The following is a 15,098-nucleotide window of genomic DNA, read 5'->3' as shown; positions in this document are numbered from 1 at the left end:
TATTTCACCTTGTCAAGTAATTGGGTACCCTGGGTGTCATGGCCACCTCGCGCACCGATCCGCTCACCCTCGACGTCATCCAGCTCATCGGCGGCGTCGTGGCGCGCTACCACGAGGAGTACGACCGGGCCGCGGCCACCCACGCGCTGACCGGCGCGCAGGCCAGGGTGCTCGGGCTGCTCTCACTGGAACCGATGCCGATGCGCAAGGTCGCCCGGAAGCTGAAGTGCGAGCCGTCCAACATCACCGGCATAGTCGACCGGCTGGAGCTCCGCGGCCTGGTGGAACGCCGCCCGGACCCGGCCGACCGGCGGGTGAAGCTCGCCGCCCCGACCGAGGAGGGCGTCCGGACGGCGGAGCAGCTGCGCGACGCCCTGGACTTCGCCCGGGAGCCGCTCGCGGAGCTGTCGGAGGCGGAGCGCACGGTGCTGCGGGACCTGCTGCGCCGGATGCTCGGCGAGGACGCCGCCTGAGGGCTGCCCGGCGGCCCCGGCGGATCAGCGGGCGGCCCCGGACGCGGCGGGCCGCCGGCGCACGGGACGGGCGCCGGCCTCGACGGCGACGGGGAGCGAGCCACCGGCGGGCCGCACGCACACGGGACGGGTCCGGGGGTGCCCGCCGCGCGGCAGGGCTCCGCGGCCGTCGCCGTCCGCCCACCGGGGAGCGCAGGGCGACCACCGGGGAGCGCGGGACGCCCGCCGGGAGCCGGTCCGCGTCAGCAGAAGATCCACCAGGAGCAGCTCTCGGTGGGCGACGGGCTGGGGGCGGGCTCCTCGGTGGGCTCCGGCTGCGTCGGCTCCTGCGAGGGCGTGCCCGGGTCCGACGGCTCGTCCGGGGACCCGGTCGTCTCCGGATCGGAGGGAGCCGGCGCGGAGGCGGAGCCGGAGGACGGGGTCTCCGCGGGGCCGGTGGTCTGCGGGGTGTCCGTGGCGCCCTCGTCGGAGGGTTCGTCGCCGGGCTCGTCCGTGGCCGTCGCGGAGGGCGAGCCGGTGCCCGGCACCGTGGTGGGGGTGTCCACCGGACCGGCACCGGCCTCCCCCGGCTCCGCGTCCGACGAGGCGGACGGCGCGGGGCCCGCGGCGGAGGACTTCCCCTCGCTCACGTACTCCGAGGCGCCGCTGCCGCCCCCGGGCTCCATGGCCAGCTCGGCCAGGCTGAGCGCCCCCAGGGCCAGGACCACGCCCACCGCCGTCAGGAGCAGGGTGCGGCCGCGTCTGCGGTGCGTGGGGCGGCCGCGCCGGCGGGAGGCGCCCCGGGCACGGCGGCGGTGGCCGGGAGCCCCGGAGGGCTCCGGGGCCTCGCCGGCGGGCCGCTCGTCGGGGCCGGATCCGGCGACGGCGTAGGGGACGAGCGCGTCGACGGGGGTCCCGCAACCGGCGCAGGCCAGCGCCCCGTTGAGGTGCCGTCGGCAGGGGTGGCAGTAATCCATGGCGCCCGCAGACTAGACGGAGGGAGAACGCCGCAGGAAGGCACGCAGGTGAGGATCCTGTGTGGAACCCGGCACTCCGGCGCGCACCCCGCCCCGCGCGTGCGGGCGGCAGGATGGGTCCCATGAACGCTCCCGCCCCGTTCGGGCCGCTCCAGTTCCAGCTCGTCCTGCTGCGGCGGATGGCCGACCACCGGCCGGACCTGGTCGACGAGGCGCGTCGCGCACTCGGTGTGTCACCGGCCGAGATGCGGGAGGCGAACCGCCGCTGGCAGGCCATGACGCGCGCGCCGCGCGGCCGGGGGGCGTCGAGCCGCTACCGCTCGGTCCTGGGCGAGCCCGAGTCGTCGGTGCGCCGCGTGGTCGGCGACCTGGAGTGCGAGGCGCTGCTGTGGCCGCTGCCGCTCTGGCCCGACCTGCGCTTCGAGGTGACGGCGGGCCCGGGCGGCGCCGTGTGGAACGCGTGGCTGGTCCGCGCCCCCGGTGCGACGGGTCCCGAGCCGCGCACCGCCGCCGGCCTCGACCCGTGGTCCTGCACCGTGGACGAGGTGGCCAGGGCCTTCGCCCCGGTGCGCCCCCTGGAGGGCAGCGCGCCGACCCGCTGGGCGCTCGCCTTCACCGACCCGGGCGACGGCCGGCCGTACGTCGCCGAGTTCACCTGGGGGCTGTTGCAGCGACTGCTGCCGGGCTCCGCCTGAGATCTGTCGCGCCGTCAGCTCCCGTTCCCCCCTACGGCTCACCCAGCGCGCGCCCGCCCCGCCGCCGCGTGACGATGCCAGGAGGACCGGCTGCCGCCGGTGCCCGCCGCCAGCGCTCTCGGGAGACCTCGCCGTGACCGTCAGTCTCGAACAGTTGCGCCGTTGCCACATCGCCGTCGACCTCGGGGCCGCGCGGACCCGTGTGTACGTCAAGGGGGTGGGGCTCGTGGTCGACGAGCCCAGCGTCGCCGCCGTGAACACCCGCACCGGCTCGCTCATCGCGGTCGGCGCCCTCGCCGAACAGATGACCGGCCGCACCCCCGCCTACATCCGGGTGGCCCGCCCGGTCTCCGGCGGGACCGTCGTCGACATCGACATGGCCCAGCGCATGCTGCGCCATCTGCTCGGGGAGAAGCTCCGGCGGCAGCTGCGCCGCAAGCCCCGGCTGCGGGCCGCCGCCTGCACCCCGCACGACGCCGATCCGCTGGCCCAGCGGGCGACCGTGGAGACCCTCGTGGGGCTCGGTGCCCGGCGGGTGGAGCTGGTCGACACCCTGATCGCGGCGGCCCTCGGCTGCGGGCTCCCGGTCGAGCAGCCGACCGCCACCATGATCATGGTGTGCGGGGCGGCGACCACCCAGATCGCGGTGCTCTCGCTCGGCTCGATCGTGACCGCCGTACGCATCCCGATCGGCGGGGAGGCCATCGACAACGCGGTCATCCAGCACCTGCGCCAGCACCATCAGCTGATGCTGCCCAGCCAGTCGGTGCGCCCCCTGCAGCTGGCGCTGCGGGGCAACGGCCTCATGCTGGACGGGCCGGCGGTGACGGAGATCCACGGCCGTGACGTGGCCACCGGCCTGGCGCGTTCGGTGCAGGTGGACACCGCCGCCGTGCGCCAGGCGATCCACACCCCGCTCACCGCCGTGCTCGACGGGCTGGGCCGGGTGCTGCGCGACTGCCCGCCCGACCTGGTGGCCGACATCGCGGAGTCCGGCATCATGATGGTCGGCGGGAGCGCCCTCCTGCCGGGGCTGGACCAGATGCTGCGCGAGGCGACGGGCGTGCCGGTGAGCATCGCCGAACGGCCCGACGTCTGCTCGGTGCTGGGACTGGGCGCGATGCTGGACGGCACGGTCCAGCCGCTCGCCCTCGCCCCGCTCGCGGGCTGAGGAGGGGAGGGCTCACCGGTGTCAGGGACGGGCCTCGACCTGCGGACCACCCTCCAGCACCTCGTGGACACCGCCACGGCGCTGGCCGGGGCGCGCTACGGCGCCCTGGCCCTCTTCCACGGGGAGGAGCGCCGGGTCACCGACCTGTTCACCTCCGGCCTGTCCGACGAGGAACGCCGCGCCGAGGGCCCGCTCCTGGACGGGCGCACCGGGGTCCTCGGGACGCTCGTGGACGACGCGCAGGCCGTGCGGGTGGACGATCTGGCGGCAGGGCCGGACCCCCGCGAGGTGCCGGCCCCGCACCTGCCGGTGCGCTCCTTCCTGGGCGCCCCCGTCCGGGTGCACACCGAGGTGCTCGGCAGCCTCTGCCTCACCGCGGAGGAGCCGGGCCGCTTCACCGACACCGAGCTGGCGCTGCTGCGGCTGCTCTCCTCCCAGGCGGCGGCGGCGATCGGCGGGGCCCACCTGTACGAGGCGTCGAGGCAGCGGGAGCAGTGGATCGAGGGTGCGGCGGCGGTGACCCGGGCGCTGCTGACCGGGGCGGGTCCGACGGACGCCCTGACGACCGTCGCCGAGCGGGCCAGGGTGCTGGCGGGCGCGGCGGCCGGGGTGATCCTCCTGCCGACCGCGGACGGCGGGATGGAGATCGTCGCCGCCTCCACCCTGGACGACCCGGCCGGCCTGGTGGGGACGGCCATCGAGCCCGGCTCCCCCGTCCTCGTCCAGCTGCTGGGCGGCGAGGAGGTCTTCATCGAGGACTCGGCGACGGACGAACGGATGACGACCCCGGTGCGCTCCCGGTTCGGCCCCAGCATGATGCTGCCGCTGCAGAGCGGGGGCCGGCTCATCGGCACGCTCGCGCTGCCCCGCAGACGCGACGGCGAGCCGTACACCGCGATGGACCGGCTGCTCGCCTCACAGTTCGCCTCCCAGGCCGCGCTGGCCCTGGTGATGGCCGACGCGCAGCACTACCGGGAGCAGCTCGCGGTCTACGAGGACCGCGACCGCATCGCCCGTGACCTGCACGACCTCGTCGTACAGCGGCTCTTCGCGACGGAGATGATGCTGGAGTCGACGCGCCGCGGCGACCTGGCCGGGGACACCGAGACCGCCGAGCTGCTGGCGAAGGCGGTGGACGAGCTGGACTCCACGATCCAGGAGGTCAGGACCGCGATCTTCGCGCTCCAGCAGCCGCCGGCCGAGGCCCCCGCGACCTTCCGCGGCCGGGTCCTCAGGGAGACGGGCGGTGCGGCGGCGGTGCTCGGCTTCCAGCCGTCGGTGCAGTTCACCGGGGCGGTGGACGCCCTGGTGACGGAGCCGGTGGACGGCGAGCTGCTGGACGTGCTGCGCGGGGCGCTCGCCGCGGTGCACCGGCGGACGGAGGTGTCGGCCGTCGAGGTGGAGGTGGACGCGACGGCGCGGCTGCCCGACGGGCGTGCGGCGGTGCGGCTCGTGGTCGCCGACGACGGGCGCGCCGAGGACGGCGGCCGGACGCCGACGGTCATCTGGCAGGCGCCGCTCTGAGGGCGATCCGGGTGACGGAGTGCGCCACGCCCGCGTCCTTCTTCAGGCGTCGCAGCAGGGAGTCCAGGGAGCCGGGGTCGGCCGCCGTGGCGCGGACGAGGTAGTCGTGGCCGCCCGTCAGGTGCACCACCTCGGTGATGCCCGGCAGGGTCAGCACCGAGCGTTCGAACTCCTCGTTCGTCGTGTCGAGGCGCAGCGACACGTCGATGAAGACGACGAGGCCCGAACGGGTGTCGGCGGCGGGGTCGACGATGACCGTGAAGCCACGGATCACCCCGTCGCGACGCATGCGGCGCACCCGGTCCCCCGCCGCGTTGGCGCTGAGCCCGACGCGTACGCCCAGATCACGGTACGAGATCCGCGCGTCCTCCTGGAGGATGCCGAGGATCTCTCTGTCCAACCGGTCCATGCACCCGATTCTCCCAGCCCGGGCCGGAAAACGGCGTCCGGGCGGCTCCCCGGAGCGGGGTCCTGGGGCCGTCCGCCCAAGGGGCGCCCGGCGTGCGCCGGGCTCCCCTAATGGCCCAATCCGCCGTGCCCCGCCCTTCCGGTCCGCCTTGACTTGCGAGGTGAACACACGCGTCGAGAAGGCCCCCGTCCCGGACCGGAAGCAGCCGGACCGGTCGCAGTCCGCCGCCTACCGGAACCTGATCATGGCGACGATCGGTTTCGCCCTCACCTTCTGGGCGTGGAACCTGATCTCGCCGCTGTCGGGCGACTTCAAGGACCGGCTCGGCCTCAGCTCCTTCCAGCAGTCGCTGCTGGTGGCGGTGCCCGTGCTCGTCGGCTCGCTCGGCCGCATCCCGGCGGGTGCGCTGACCGACAGATTCGGGGCCAGGCGGATGTTCCCCGTGGTCTCGGCGCTGACGGTGGTCCCCGTGCTGCTGCTCATCCCGGCGAGGAACAGCTTCGGGGCGATGCTGGCGGTCGGCTTCCTGCTCGGCCTCGGCGGGACGACGTTCGCGATCGGCATCCCCCTGGTCAACGCGTGGTTCCCGCCGGCGAGACGCGGGTTCGCCCTCGGGGTGTTCGGCATGGGCATGGGCGGCGTCGCGCTGTCCGGCTTCTTCACCCCGCGGATCGCCGAGCACAGCGCGAACCTCCCGTTCCTGATCGTCGCCGGCGCGCTGCTGGTGTACTCGCTCCTGGCCGTGTTCCTGATCAGCGACCATCCGGACCGCACCGCGCCCACGGAGTCGCCGGTCCGCCGGCTGAAGCAGGCGGCCCGGCTGCGGGTGACGTGGGAACTGGCCGCGCTGTACGCGATCGGGTTCGGCGGGATCGTCGCCTTCGGCGTGTACCTGCCGACGTATCTGAAGACCTGGTACGCGATGTCGCCGACCGAGGCGGGCACCAAGGCGGCGGGGTTCGCCCTGGTCACGGTCGTCTTCCGGCCGGTCGGCGGCTGGCTGTCGGACCGGATCCACCCCGCCCTGGTCACGGCCGGGGCGCTGCTCCTCGCGGCGCTGATGGCGATCGTCCAGGCCTTCGACCCGCCGCTGAGCCCGCTCGGCACGATCGCGCTGCTCTGCATGGCGGCGGGGCTCGGCACCGCGAGCGGCAGCGTCTTCGCCCTGGTCTCCCAGGTGACACCGCAGGAGAAGGTGGGCAGCGTGACCGGCATCGTCGGCGCGATGGGCGGGCTCGGCGGATTCGTGCCGCCGCTGGTCATGGGCGCGATCTACAGCGCGAAGGGCTCCTACTCGATCGGCTTCATGCTGCTCTCGGACCTGGCCCTGGCGGGCGCGGTGTACGCCTTCGGCCGGATGCGGAACGCCGGACGCGACGGCTGACCTCGGGTTGGCCGGGTCCGGACGGGGGGCGGGACAGCCCTCGGGCTCGCGGAGGCGGAGTACGGACGGGTGCCACGGGCCGCCCTCGGGTTGGCCGGGTCCGGACGGGGCCCACGAACCACCCTCGGGCTGGCCGGGTCCGGACGGGTCCCGCGGGGCAGCCCTTAGGCTCGCGGGGTGACCTCTCTTCTGCCCGCGCTGCGCGGAGCGTCCGGCCGGACGGACTCCCCCGAGGCCGTCCGGTTCGGCCGGCACGTCCTGACCTACGCACAGGTGGCCGAGGCGTCCGCCTCCGTCGCCGCACGGATCGCGGGCGCGGGGCGGGTCGCCGTCTGGGCCACGTCCACCCCCGAGACCGTCGTGGCCGTCGTGGCGGCGCTCCGGGCGGGGGTGCCCGCCGTACCGCTGAACCCGAGGACCGGCGGGCGGGAGCTCGCGCACATCGTCGCGGACAGCGCGCCGTCCGTCGTACTGGCCGGGGCGGGCGACGCACTGCCGTCCGCGCTGGACGGCCTGGAGCGGCTGGACGTCTCCACGACGGCTCCGGCGGGCGGCCCGGCCGCGGCCGAACCGCCGGAGCCCGCCGCGGAGTCCCCCGCCCTGATCGTCTACACCTCCGGCACGACGGGCCCGCCCAAGGGGGCCGTCCTGCCCCGCCGGGCCATCGCCGCGTCACTGGACGCACTGGAGGACGCCTGGTCGTGGACCGGTGAGGACGTCCTCGTCCACGCCCTGCCGCTGTTCCACGTGCACGGACTGGTCCTGGGCGTCCTCGGCCCGCTGCGCCGGGGCGGCTCGGTGCGTCACCTCGGCTCGTTCTCCGTCGAAGGGGTGGCCCGGGAACTGCTCGCCGGGGGGACGATGCTGTTCGGCGTGCCGACGATGTACCACCGGCTGGCCGGCGCGCTGACCGGCACGGACGGCCCGGGGGACCTCGCGGAGGCGCTGGCGGGCGCCCGGCTGCTGGTCTCCGGCTCGGCGGCCCTCCCCGTCCACGACCACGAACGGATCGTCGCGGCCACCGGGCGCGGGGTCGTCGAGCGGTACGGGATGACGGAGACCCTGATGAACACGGGCGTACGGGCCGACGGCGCACCGCGGGCCGGGACGGTCGGGCCGCCGCTGCCGGGGGTCGAGCTCAGACTCGTCGAGGAGGACGGCAGCGTGCTCGACGATCCGGCGGCCATCGGCGAGATCCAGGTGCGCGGCCCGAACCTCTTCACCGGCTACCTGAACCGGCCGGACGCGACCGCGGCGGCCTTCACCGGGGACGGCTTCTTCCGCACCGGCGACATGGCCACGGTCGACCCCGACGGCTACGTCAGGATCGTCGGCCGCAAGGCCACCGACATCGTCAAGAGCGGCGGTTACAAGATCGGCGCGGGCGAGATCGAGAACGCCCTGCTGGAGCATCCCGGCGTGCGGGAGGCGGCCGTCACCGGCGAACCGGACGCGGACCTCGGCGAGCGGATCGTCGCCTGGGTGGTGCCGGACGACCCGGCGTCACCCCCCGGTGAGCGGGAGCTGGCCGACCACGTGGCGGGGCTGCTGGCGCCGCACAAGCGTCCGCGCCTGGTCCGGTACCTCGACGCGCTGCCCCGCAACGACCTGGGCAAGATCATGAAGAGATCGCTCGGCGGCTGACACCGGGTGCGCCCGCAGGACCTGGTGGGGCTCGGGGTGGCCCGGGCGGGTCGAGGCCGGCCGACGGAACGCCCCACAGGGCCCGTCCGGAGCTCGGACGGGCCCGCTCTTCTCGGCCCCCGCTGGAGGTCTCCCGCGACGGCGGACACGTCGGCCTCGGCTCCGCCAAACAGCGCCTGCTGCTGGCAGCCCTGCTCCGGCGTCCGTCCGAGACGGTACCGACCGGGGTCCTCGTCGCGGCTCTCTGGGGCGACGACCCGCCGGCCTCCGCCGCCGCGAACCTCAGGACCTATGTGCGCGGTCTGCGGATCTCCCTGGGCGACGGCGCCCCCTGGGACGGGATCCCGCGCACACCGGGCGGCTACCTGCTCCGGGTCGGGCCGGGACAGCGGGACGTCGACCTCTTCGAAGAGGCGGCGGCCGACGGCCGACGGGCTCTGGCCCTGGGCGATCCGGCCCGAGCGTGCGAGGAACTGGACCGGGCGCTGAGCCTGTGGCGTGGGACGTTCCTCGAAGGGCTGCCGCTGCCGGACGCGCTCGACCGCTGGGCGGGCCGGCTGGAGGAGCGCCGCTGGCACGCCGAGGAGGACTACGCACAGGCCCTGATCGCGGAGGACCGCTGTCCGGAGGCGGTCCTCCGCATGCGGGGGCTGGTCGAGCGCCGTCCGCTGCGGCAGGGCGCCTGGCTCCATCTGATGCAGGGCCTCTTCCGGGGCGGCGACGTGGCGGGAGCGCTGGAGGCCCACCGCCGGGCACGCGAGGTGCTGGTCCGGGAGACCGGTCTCGAACCGGGCCCCGACCTGAACAGCCTGCACCAGCACATCCTCGGTCAGCGCCCGGTGCCCGCACCGGCCACGCTCGCACCGGTCGTCCCCAGGCCCAGGCAGCTTCCGCCCGTCACAGCCGGATTCGTCGGCCGTGACGCCGAGATCGCCGCGCTCGACTCCAGTCTGGGCAGCCGGCCCGGCGGTCCGGGGACCGCGGTGATCACCGCGGTCTCCGGAATGGCCGGCGTCGGCAAGACCGCTCTCGTGCCAGGCCAGGCGATCGCCTGCCGCCTGCTCGCCCGTGCCGACTCCCGTCTCGGGGATCTCGGTGCGGCGGAGAGCCGGTTACGCCGTTCCCTCGCCCTGTACGCAGACCTGGGCGACGCCACCGGCCAGGCTCAGACCCTGCACAACTACATCGAACTCTGTTACATGGCCGGCCGGCCGGCGGAGGCGCTGCGGCACGGCGACGAGGCACTGCGTCTGTACCGGCTGTCCGGCAACCGGGACGGTGAGGCCCGCACCCTGAACGCGATCGGGTGGCTGCACGCCACGGAGGGAGACTACGAACAGGCCATCGACAGCTGTTCCCAGGCCCTCGAACGGCAGCGCCACGCAGGTGACCGCAACGGCCAGGCCGCCACCTTGGACAGCCTCGGCTTCGCGTATCACCATCTGGCCCGTCACGATCACGCGGTCGCCAGCTACGAGGAGGCCGTCGCCCTGTTCCGGGCCTCGGCGGACCGCTACCACGAGGCGGAGACCCTGGTCCGGCTCGGTGAGACGCTGAGGGCGAGGGGCGACACCCGGCAGGCCGAAGAAGTCTGGCACCGCGCGGCCGCGATCTTCGACGCGCTGCGGGACCCGGAGGCCGACGCCGTACGGGAACGCCTCGCCCTCATCCGGGAGCCGTGACCTTTGGGCCGCCCGGCTCGTCTGAGGGCCGGACTCCTTCGACGCGCCACCCGGACGAGGGTTGGCTAGCGTGAAAACGAGGACCACCCGTCGAGTGAGGAAGGGGCCGGACCATGGCCGCAGAATCCGAGGGCACGCCGTGCTGGGCCGACGGTACGTTCGGCGACCTCGAAAGGGCGAAGCGCTTCTACGGTGAGCTGCTGGGCTGGACCTTCGCCGACTCGATGCCGGAGTACGGCGGCTACACGCAGGCCTACGCGGACGGCAAGGCCGTTGCCGCACTGTCGCCCGCCATGCCGGGCCAGGAGGCGCCGAACGCCTGGTGCCTGTACCTCGCGTCACCGGACGCCGCCGCCACCGCCGCGAAGATCCGCGCGCACGGGGGCGAGGTGCTGGTGGAGCCGATGCGGGTCGGCGACTTCGGGACGATGGTGCTGGCCACCGACCCCGGCGGGGCGGCCTTCGGGGTGTGGCAGGCGGGCGACCACCAGGGGTTCGAGGCGCGGGTGGTGCCCGGCGCGTTCGCCTGGGCCGAGATCTACACCCGGGAGCCGGAGCGTGCGGACACCTTCTACCGGGCGGTCTTCGGGTACGGGGTGAAGCACCTGGACGACGCCTCGGTCGACTTCTCGCTCTACGACCTGGGCGCCGACCCGGTGCTCGGCCGGATGAAGATGGGCGAGGAGTTCCCGCCGCAGGTGCCAGCCCATCTCAACGTCTACTTCGGCGTCGCCGACTGCGACGCGGCGGTGGAGAAGGCGAAGTCGCTGGGTGCGCAGCTCCGGTTCGGGCCGATGACGATCCCGTTCGGCCGGTTCGCGTCGCTGACCGATCCGCAGGGCGCGGTGTTCTCGCTGTTCGACCCCTCGACGACCGAGGGCGAGATGCCGGGGCTCACCGAGGTCGCCTGACGGAGCCGCCCGGGAGGACGCGGGACCGGTTCCCGGCGGTCCGGGTGGGCGGCGCCGCCGCCCGGTCCCCCGCGGACGACCGGGCGGCCCGTCTCAGGGCTGCGGGTCGCGCGCGTCGTACCGGGCGAAGCCGCGCCAGCGCAGCCCGAGCAGGCACACCACCAGAACGCAGGCGATACCGCCGCCGGTGACCGCCACGGCCGGGGACGTCAGGTCGGCGACGGAGCCGGCCACGAGGTCGCCGAGCCGGGGACCGCCCGCGACGACGACGATGAACACGCCCTGCAACCGCCCCCGCATGTCGTCCGGGACCGCCGCCTGGAGCATGGTGTTGCGGAAGACCATCGAGATGGCGTCCGCGCACCCGGCGAGCGCGAGCAGGGCCAGTCCGAGCCAGAGCTGCCGGGTGAGCCCGAACACGGCGATGGCCCCGCCCCAGCCGCTCACGGCGATCAGCACCGCGAGCCCGTGCCGCCGGACGCGGCTCAGCCAGCCGGAGAAGACGCTGCCGAGCAGGGCTCCCAGCGCCGGGGCGGCGACCAGCAGTCCGGTGGTCTTCGCGTCCCCGCCGAACCAGACGACGGCGACCACGGGGAAGAGGGCGCGCGGGTGGGCCAGCACCATGGCGCTCAGGTCGCTGAAGAAGGTCATCCGCAGATTGGGCCTGGTGCCGAGGAAGCGCAGACCGTCCAGGACCGACGCGCGCTTCGCCCCCTGCTCCCCGCCCGTCCGGTCGGGGAGCATCGAGGGCAGCCGCCACATCGCGTACAGCGAGGCGGTGAAGGTGACGGCGTCGACGGTGTACGCCGCGCGGTAGCCCCACCAGCCGACGATGAGGCCGCCGAGCATCGGCCCGGCCAGACCGCCCGTGGTGGACGTCATGGCGTTGAGCGCGTTGGCGGCGGGCAGCTGGTCGGCCGGGAGCAGCCGCGCGATCATCGAGCTGCGGGCCGGGGAGTTGAGGGCGAAGCACACCGCCTGGAGGGCGACGACGGCGTAGAGGAGCCCCACGTGCTCGACCCCGGCGAAGGTCACCACGGCGAGCACCACGGAGAGCAGGAACGATCCGGCGGCGCTGAAGAGGCCCAGCTTGCGCCGGTCGACGGTGTCGGCGACCGCCCCGCTGTACAGCCCGAGGAGCACCAGCGGGACGAGCGAGCAGAGACCGATCAGCCCGACGGAGAACGCGGACCCGGTGATGTCGTAGACCTGGAGGGAGACGGCCAGCGCCGTCATGCCCTGCCCGATCCAGGAGACGGTGTTCCCGAACCAGAGCCGGCGGTAGTCGGGGGACGTACGCAGGGGCGTCAGGTCGGCGAGTATGCGTGTGCGGGGTACACGTGGTTCGGCTGTTTCGGTCACACAGGATGGTAACGACCGCGCCCGGGAGGGGAAGCGGTGCCCGTCGGCGGCCGGTCCGGGGCAGAGGGCGCGGGCGCACGGTCAGGCCCCCGTGGTGGAGCCGGGACGGACGACCATCAGGACCGTGACCGTGGCCCACAGCAGGTTGAAGACCCCGGTCAGCGCGGCCAGACGGGCGGCGGCCGCGGCGGCGGTGCCGGCCCCGGGGGCCTGTACGGCGGTGAGGGCGGCGTCCTGGTCGGGGAGGATCCGCAGCACCAGCAGGCCGGCGGCCGCCGCGGTGAGGACGACCGACGTGATCAGCCAGGGGCTGCCGAGGACGCCGAGGCTGCCGGCCGTGGCGAACCCGAAGACGGGTACGGCGATGCCGACGGCCCCGTAGACACGGCAGATGCGGTGCAGCAGACGCAGCGTGGACAGGGCGTCCGCGTCGCCGGGTCCGCCGTGCGCCGTGCGCAGGGCCCGGGGGAACATGCTCGCGGCGACGGTGACCGGGCCGATGGCGAGGACGGCGGCCAGGACGTGCAGGGAGAGGAAGACCTTCGTCATCGGCGGGGCTCCCCGCCGGCCGGGAGGGCCCGGCGACGGCCGGTGACCCGGGAGGCCGGCAGCCGTCCGGCCCTGGAGGTGCCGGTCAGGGTGTCGCCGGCGACGGTCACGGAGAAGGCCAGGTTCAGGCGCAGGGGCTTCGTGACGGCCTGCCGCCAGGTGAGCAGCGAGCCGTCGAGGGCGACGTCGTCGAGCGGGACCTCCTCCCCCGCGCCGCGGGCGACCCCGCGCAGGAGGCCGTTCTCCTCGCGCAGTTCGACGACGGCCCCGATCGGGCCGACGGGAGTGGAGACCGACAGGTCCCAGACGCCTTCGACGGGCATGTTCCGCTTCCTTCGGTGAGGTGTGACGAGGTGGGGTGAGGGGACGGGGCGCCGGTGGTGCGCCTCAGAGGGCGGCGGCGGCCGGTCCCTGGGCGCGCCAGACGGTGCCGCGCCGCTCGTGGGCGAACAGTTCCTCGACGGCGTGGGCGATCCGCGGGCCGGTCCCGCGCTCCAGGAGGTGGAGGGCCAGGTCGAGTCCGGAGGTGACACCGGCGCCGGTGACGAGGTCGCCGTCGTCGACGACGCGCGCCCGCACCGCGTGGGCGCCGGTGGCGTCGAGCAGGTCCAGACCGAGGTGGTGGGTGGTGGCGTGCCGGCCCTCGATGAGGCCGGCCATGGCCAGGACGAGCGAGCCGCCGCACACCGCGGCGACGGTCACCCCAGGGTCGGCCACGGCGGCCCTCAGCAGTGCGGGCAGCCCGGTGTCGAGCGTGCGGGCCAGCAGCACGGGGATGTACGCGTCCGCGGAACCGGGCGTGCCGCCGGGGTCCCCGTCCGGTTCGCCGACCCGGCCCGCGGCCCCGGGCACGAGGACCAGGTCCGCCCGCGCGGGGTCCAGGACGGCCGTCGCGCACAGCGCCAGGCCCCCGGTACCGCTGACCACCTCGCGCGGTCCCTCGGCGGAGACGAGCTCCACGGTCACCAGCCCGCCGGAGGCGGCACCGCCCGCGTGGAGGACTTCGTACGGCGCCACGACGTCGAGGGGGTCGAAGCCGTCGAACAGGACGATCTGGGCGTGCATGGGGTGGGTCCTCAGCTTCGGGCGGCCCGGTCCGCGCCGGGTTCGCCCCCGACGCTAACCGGCTGCGCGCCCGCCTCCCAGAGGCAGAAATGCCAGAGGTCAACGGGATAGCGACAGGGGCTTCACGAGTCGTGCTACCTGGCGGATCCGCCGCGTCGCGCCCCACGTCACCTGTTCCGAGTCTGCGTTCCGGCGGCTCCACGACCTGGCGGAAATCCGGGGATCACGTACGTTTACGCCATGCACACCGTCGCCGTCCTCGCGCTGGACCAGGTCATCCCCTTCGACCTGTCCACCCCGATCGAGGTCTTCAGCCGCACCCGCCTCCCCGACGGCCGCCCCGGCTACCGGATCCGGGTCTGCGCCGAGCAGCGGGAGACCGACGCGGGCGCCTTCACTTTGCGCGCGCCCTGGGGCCTGGACGGGCTCACGGACGCGGACACGATCATCGTGCCCGGCACCGCCGACCCGACGGTCCCGCCCAGCACCGCCGTCCGCGACGCACTGCGGGCAGCCGCCCGGGCCGGCACCCGCATCGCGTCCATCTGCTCGGGCACGTTCCCGCTGGCCGCGACGGGACTCCTGGACGGGCTGCGGGCCACCACGCACTGGATCGCGGCCGACCTGCTGGCCGCCGCCCACCCGGACGTCGAGGTCGACCCCGATGTGCTGTACGTCGACAACGGCCGCATCCTCACCTCGGCCGGGGCTGCCGCCGGACTGGACCTGTGCCTGCACATGATCCGTACGGACTACGGTTCCGCCGTGGCGGCCGACGCGGCCCGGCTGTCCGTCATGCCGCTGGAACGGGAGGGCGGGCAGGCGCAGTTCATCGTCCACGACCATGTGCCCACCCCCCGGGGCGGCACCCTGGAACCGCTGCTCGACTGGCTCCGGGAGAACCTCGCCGCCGACCTCACCCTCGCCGACATCGCGGCGCACGCCGGGGTCAGCACCAGGACGCTGATCCGCCGTTTCCGCGAACAGACGGGCTCCACCCCTCTCCAGTGGCTGCACCGCGCCCGCATCCGCCGGGCGCAGCACCTTCTGGAGTCCACCCGGCACTCGGTGGAACGCATCGGCTCCCAGGTGGGTTTCGGCTCGCCGACGGCCTTCCGCGACCGCTTCAGGCGGACGACGGGCGTCAGCCCGCAGCACTACCGCCGCACGTTCAGCTGACACCCCGACGGATCGGCCCTCCGGCACCGGACCAGCCACCGCCCCGGCGGAGGCGGCGCAGCCCGGCGGCGAGAGCGAGTCACGGGTAGGGCTG

15 protein-coding genes are annotated in these 15,098 nt (G+C 74.7%); 9 read left to right on the top strand and 6 right to left on the bottom strand.

Going from position 1 to position 15,098, the window contains the following annotated elements; translation table 11 throughout:
- Positions 1–38: 38 nt before the first annotated feature.
- Positions 39–473: a MarR family transcriptional regulator gene (locus tag ABZ172_RS00315; protein ID WP_356878503.1), complete on the top strand. Its 435-nt coding sequence runs from the start codon at positions 39–41 to the stop codon at positions 471–473.
- Positions 474–715: 242 nt separating this feature from the next.
- Here ABZ172_RS00315 and ABZ172_RS00310 read toward each other — a convergent pair whose 3' ends face one another.
- Positions 716–1,429: a hypothetical protein gene (locus ABZ172_RS00310; protein ID WP_356878501.1), complete on the bottom strand. Its 714-nt coding sequence runs from the start codon at positions 1,427–1,429 to the stop codon at positions 716–718.
- Positions 1,430–1,542: 113 nt separating this feature from the next.
- Between ABZ172_RS00310 and ABZ172_RS00305 the strand changes: the two genes are divergently transcribed.
- The 3 genes from ABZ172_RS00305 (at position 1,543) to ABZ172_RS00295 (ending at position 4,819) form a co-directional block, all read left to right on the top strand.
- Positions 1,543–2,124 carry a hypothetical protein gene (locus tag ABZ172_RS00305; RefSeq protein ID WP_356878499.1) on the top strand — a complete coding sequence of 194 codons (582 nt, stop codon included), beginning with the start codon at positions 1,543–1,545 and terminating at the stop codon, positions 2,122–2,124.
- 133 nt (positions 2,125–2,257) lie between these two features.
- On the top strand, positions 2,258–3,295 hold the full coding sequence (locus tag ABZ172_RS00300; protein ID WP_356878497.1) for a rod shape-determining protein: 1,038 nt from the start codon (positions 2,258–2,260) through the stop codon (positions 3,293–3,295).
- Between the two features lie 18 nt (positions 3,296–3,313).
- Positions 3,314–4,819 carry a GAF domain-containing protein gene (locus ABZ172_RS00295; protein WP_356878495.1) on the top strand — a complete coding sequence of 502 codons (1,506 nt, stop codon included), beginning with the start codon at positions 3,314–3,316 and terminating at the stop codon, positions 4,817–4,819.
- On the opposite strand, the gene ABZ172_RS00290 is transcribed toward ABZ172_RS00295, so the two are convergent.
- Positions 4,797–5,228 (bottom strand): Lrp/AsnC family transcriptional regulator, encoded by a 432-nt coding sequence (locus ABZ172_RS00290; protein ID WP_356878493.1) that lies wholly within the window; start codon positions 5,226–5,228, stop codon positions 4,797–4,799. The genes ABZ172_RS00295 and ABZ172_RS00290 overlap by 23 nt on opposite strands.
- Positions 5,229–5,472: 244 nt before the next feature.
- Between ABZ172_RS00290 and ABZ172_RS00285 the strand changes: the two genes are divergently transcribed.
- The 4 genes from ABZ172_RS00285 (at position 5,473) to ABZ172_RS00270 (ending at position 10,849) form a co-directional block, all read left to right on the top strand.
- Complete coding sequence (locus tag ABZ172_RS00285; protein ID WP_356878882.1) at positions 5,473–6,612, top strand: NarK/NasA family nitrate transporter; 1,140 nt, start codon at positions 5,473–5,475, stop codon at positions 6,610–6,612.
- Positions 6,613–6,789: 177 nt separating this feature from the next.
- Positions 6,790–8,256, top strand: a complete 1,467-nt coding sequence (locus ABZ172_RS00280; protein WP_356878491.1) for an acyl-CoA synthetase — start codon at positions 6,790–6,792, stop codon at positions 8,254–8,256.
- A 293-nt stretch (positions 8,257–8,549) separates the two neighbouring features.
- Entirely contained in the window at positions 8,550–9,938 is a 1,389-nt protein-coding gene (locus tag ABZ172_RS00275; protein WP_356878489.1) for a BTAD domain-containing putative transcriptional regulator, read from the top strand.
- 113 nt (positions 9,939–10,051) lie between these two features.
- Positions 10,052–10,849 (top strand): VOC family protein, encoded by a 798-nt coding sequence (locus tag ABZ172_RS00270; RefSeq protein WP_356878487.1) that lies wholly within the window; start codon positions 10,052–10,054, stop codon positions 10,847–10,849.
- 93 nt (positions 10,850–10,942) lie between these two features.
- On the opposite strand, the gene ABZ172_RS00265 is transcribed toward ABZ172_RS00270, so the two are convergent.
- The 4 genes from ABZ172_RS00265 to ABZ172_RS00250 form a co-directional block, all read right to left on the bottom strand.
- The gene (locus ABZ172_RS00265; RefSeq protein WP_356878485.1) at positions 10,943–12,211 is read right to left on the bottom strand and encodes an MFS transporter; all 1,269 of its coding nucleotides are present in this window, start codon (positions 12,209–12,211) and stop codon (positions 10,943–10,945) included.
- 81 nt (positions 12,212–12,292) lie between these two features.
- Positions 12,293–12,760 (bottom strand): hypothetical protein, encoded by a 468-nt coding sequence (locus ABZ172_RS00260; RefSeq protein WP_356878483.1) that lies wholly within the window; start codon positions 12,758–12,760, stop codon positions 12,293–12,295.
- Positions 12,757–13,083 (bottom strand): hypothetical protein, encoded by a 327-nt coding sequence (locus tag ABZ172_RS00255; protein ID WP_356878481.1) that lies wholly within the window; start codon positions 13,081–13,083, stop codon positions 12,757–12,759. The genes ABZ172_RS00260 and ABZ172_RS00255 overlap by 4 nt, the downstream gene beginning before the upstream one ends.
- Positions 13,084–13,147: 64 nt before the next feature.
- Positions 13,148–13,825: a DJ-1/PfpI family protein gene (locus ABZ172_RS00250; protein WP_356878479.1), complete on the bottom strand. Its 678-nt coding sequence runs from the start codon at positions 13,823–13,825 to the stop codon at positions 13,148–13,150.
- A gap of 240 nt (positions 13,826–14,065) precedes the next feature.
- Between ABZ172_RS00250 and ABZ172_RS00245 the strand changes: the two genes are divergently transcribed.
- Complete coding sequence (locus tag ABZ172_RS00245) at positions 14,066–15,004, top strand: helix-turn-helix domain-containing protein (RefSeq protein WP_356878477.1); 939 nt, start codon at positions 14,066–14,068, stop codon at positions 15,002–15,004.
- Positions 15,005–15,098: the final 94 nt, after the last annotated feature.

This window comes from Streptomyces sp. NPDC006296 (genome assembly GCF_040613235.1).
Taxonomy (GTDB): Bacteria; Actinomycetota; Actinomycetes; order Streptomycetales; family Streptomycetaceae; genus Streptomyces.
This window is presented reverse-complemented; position numbering and strand designations above follow the sequence as displayed.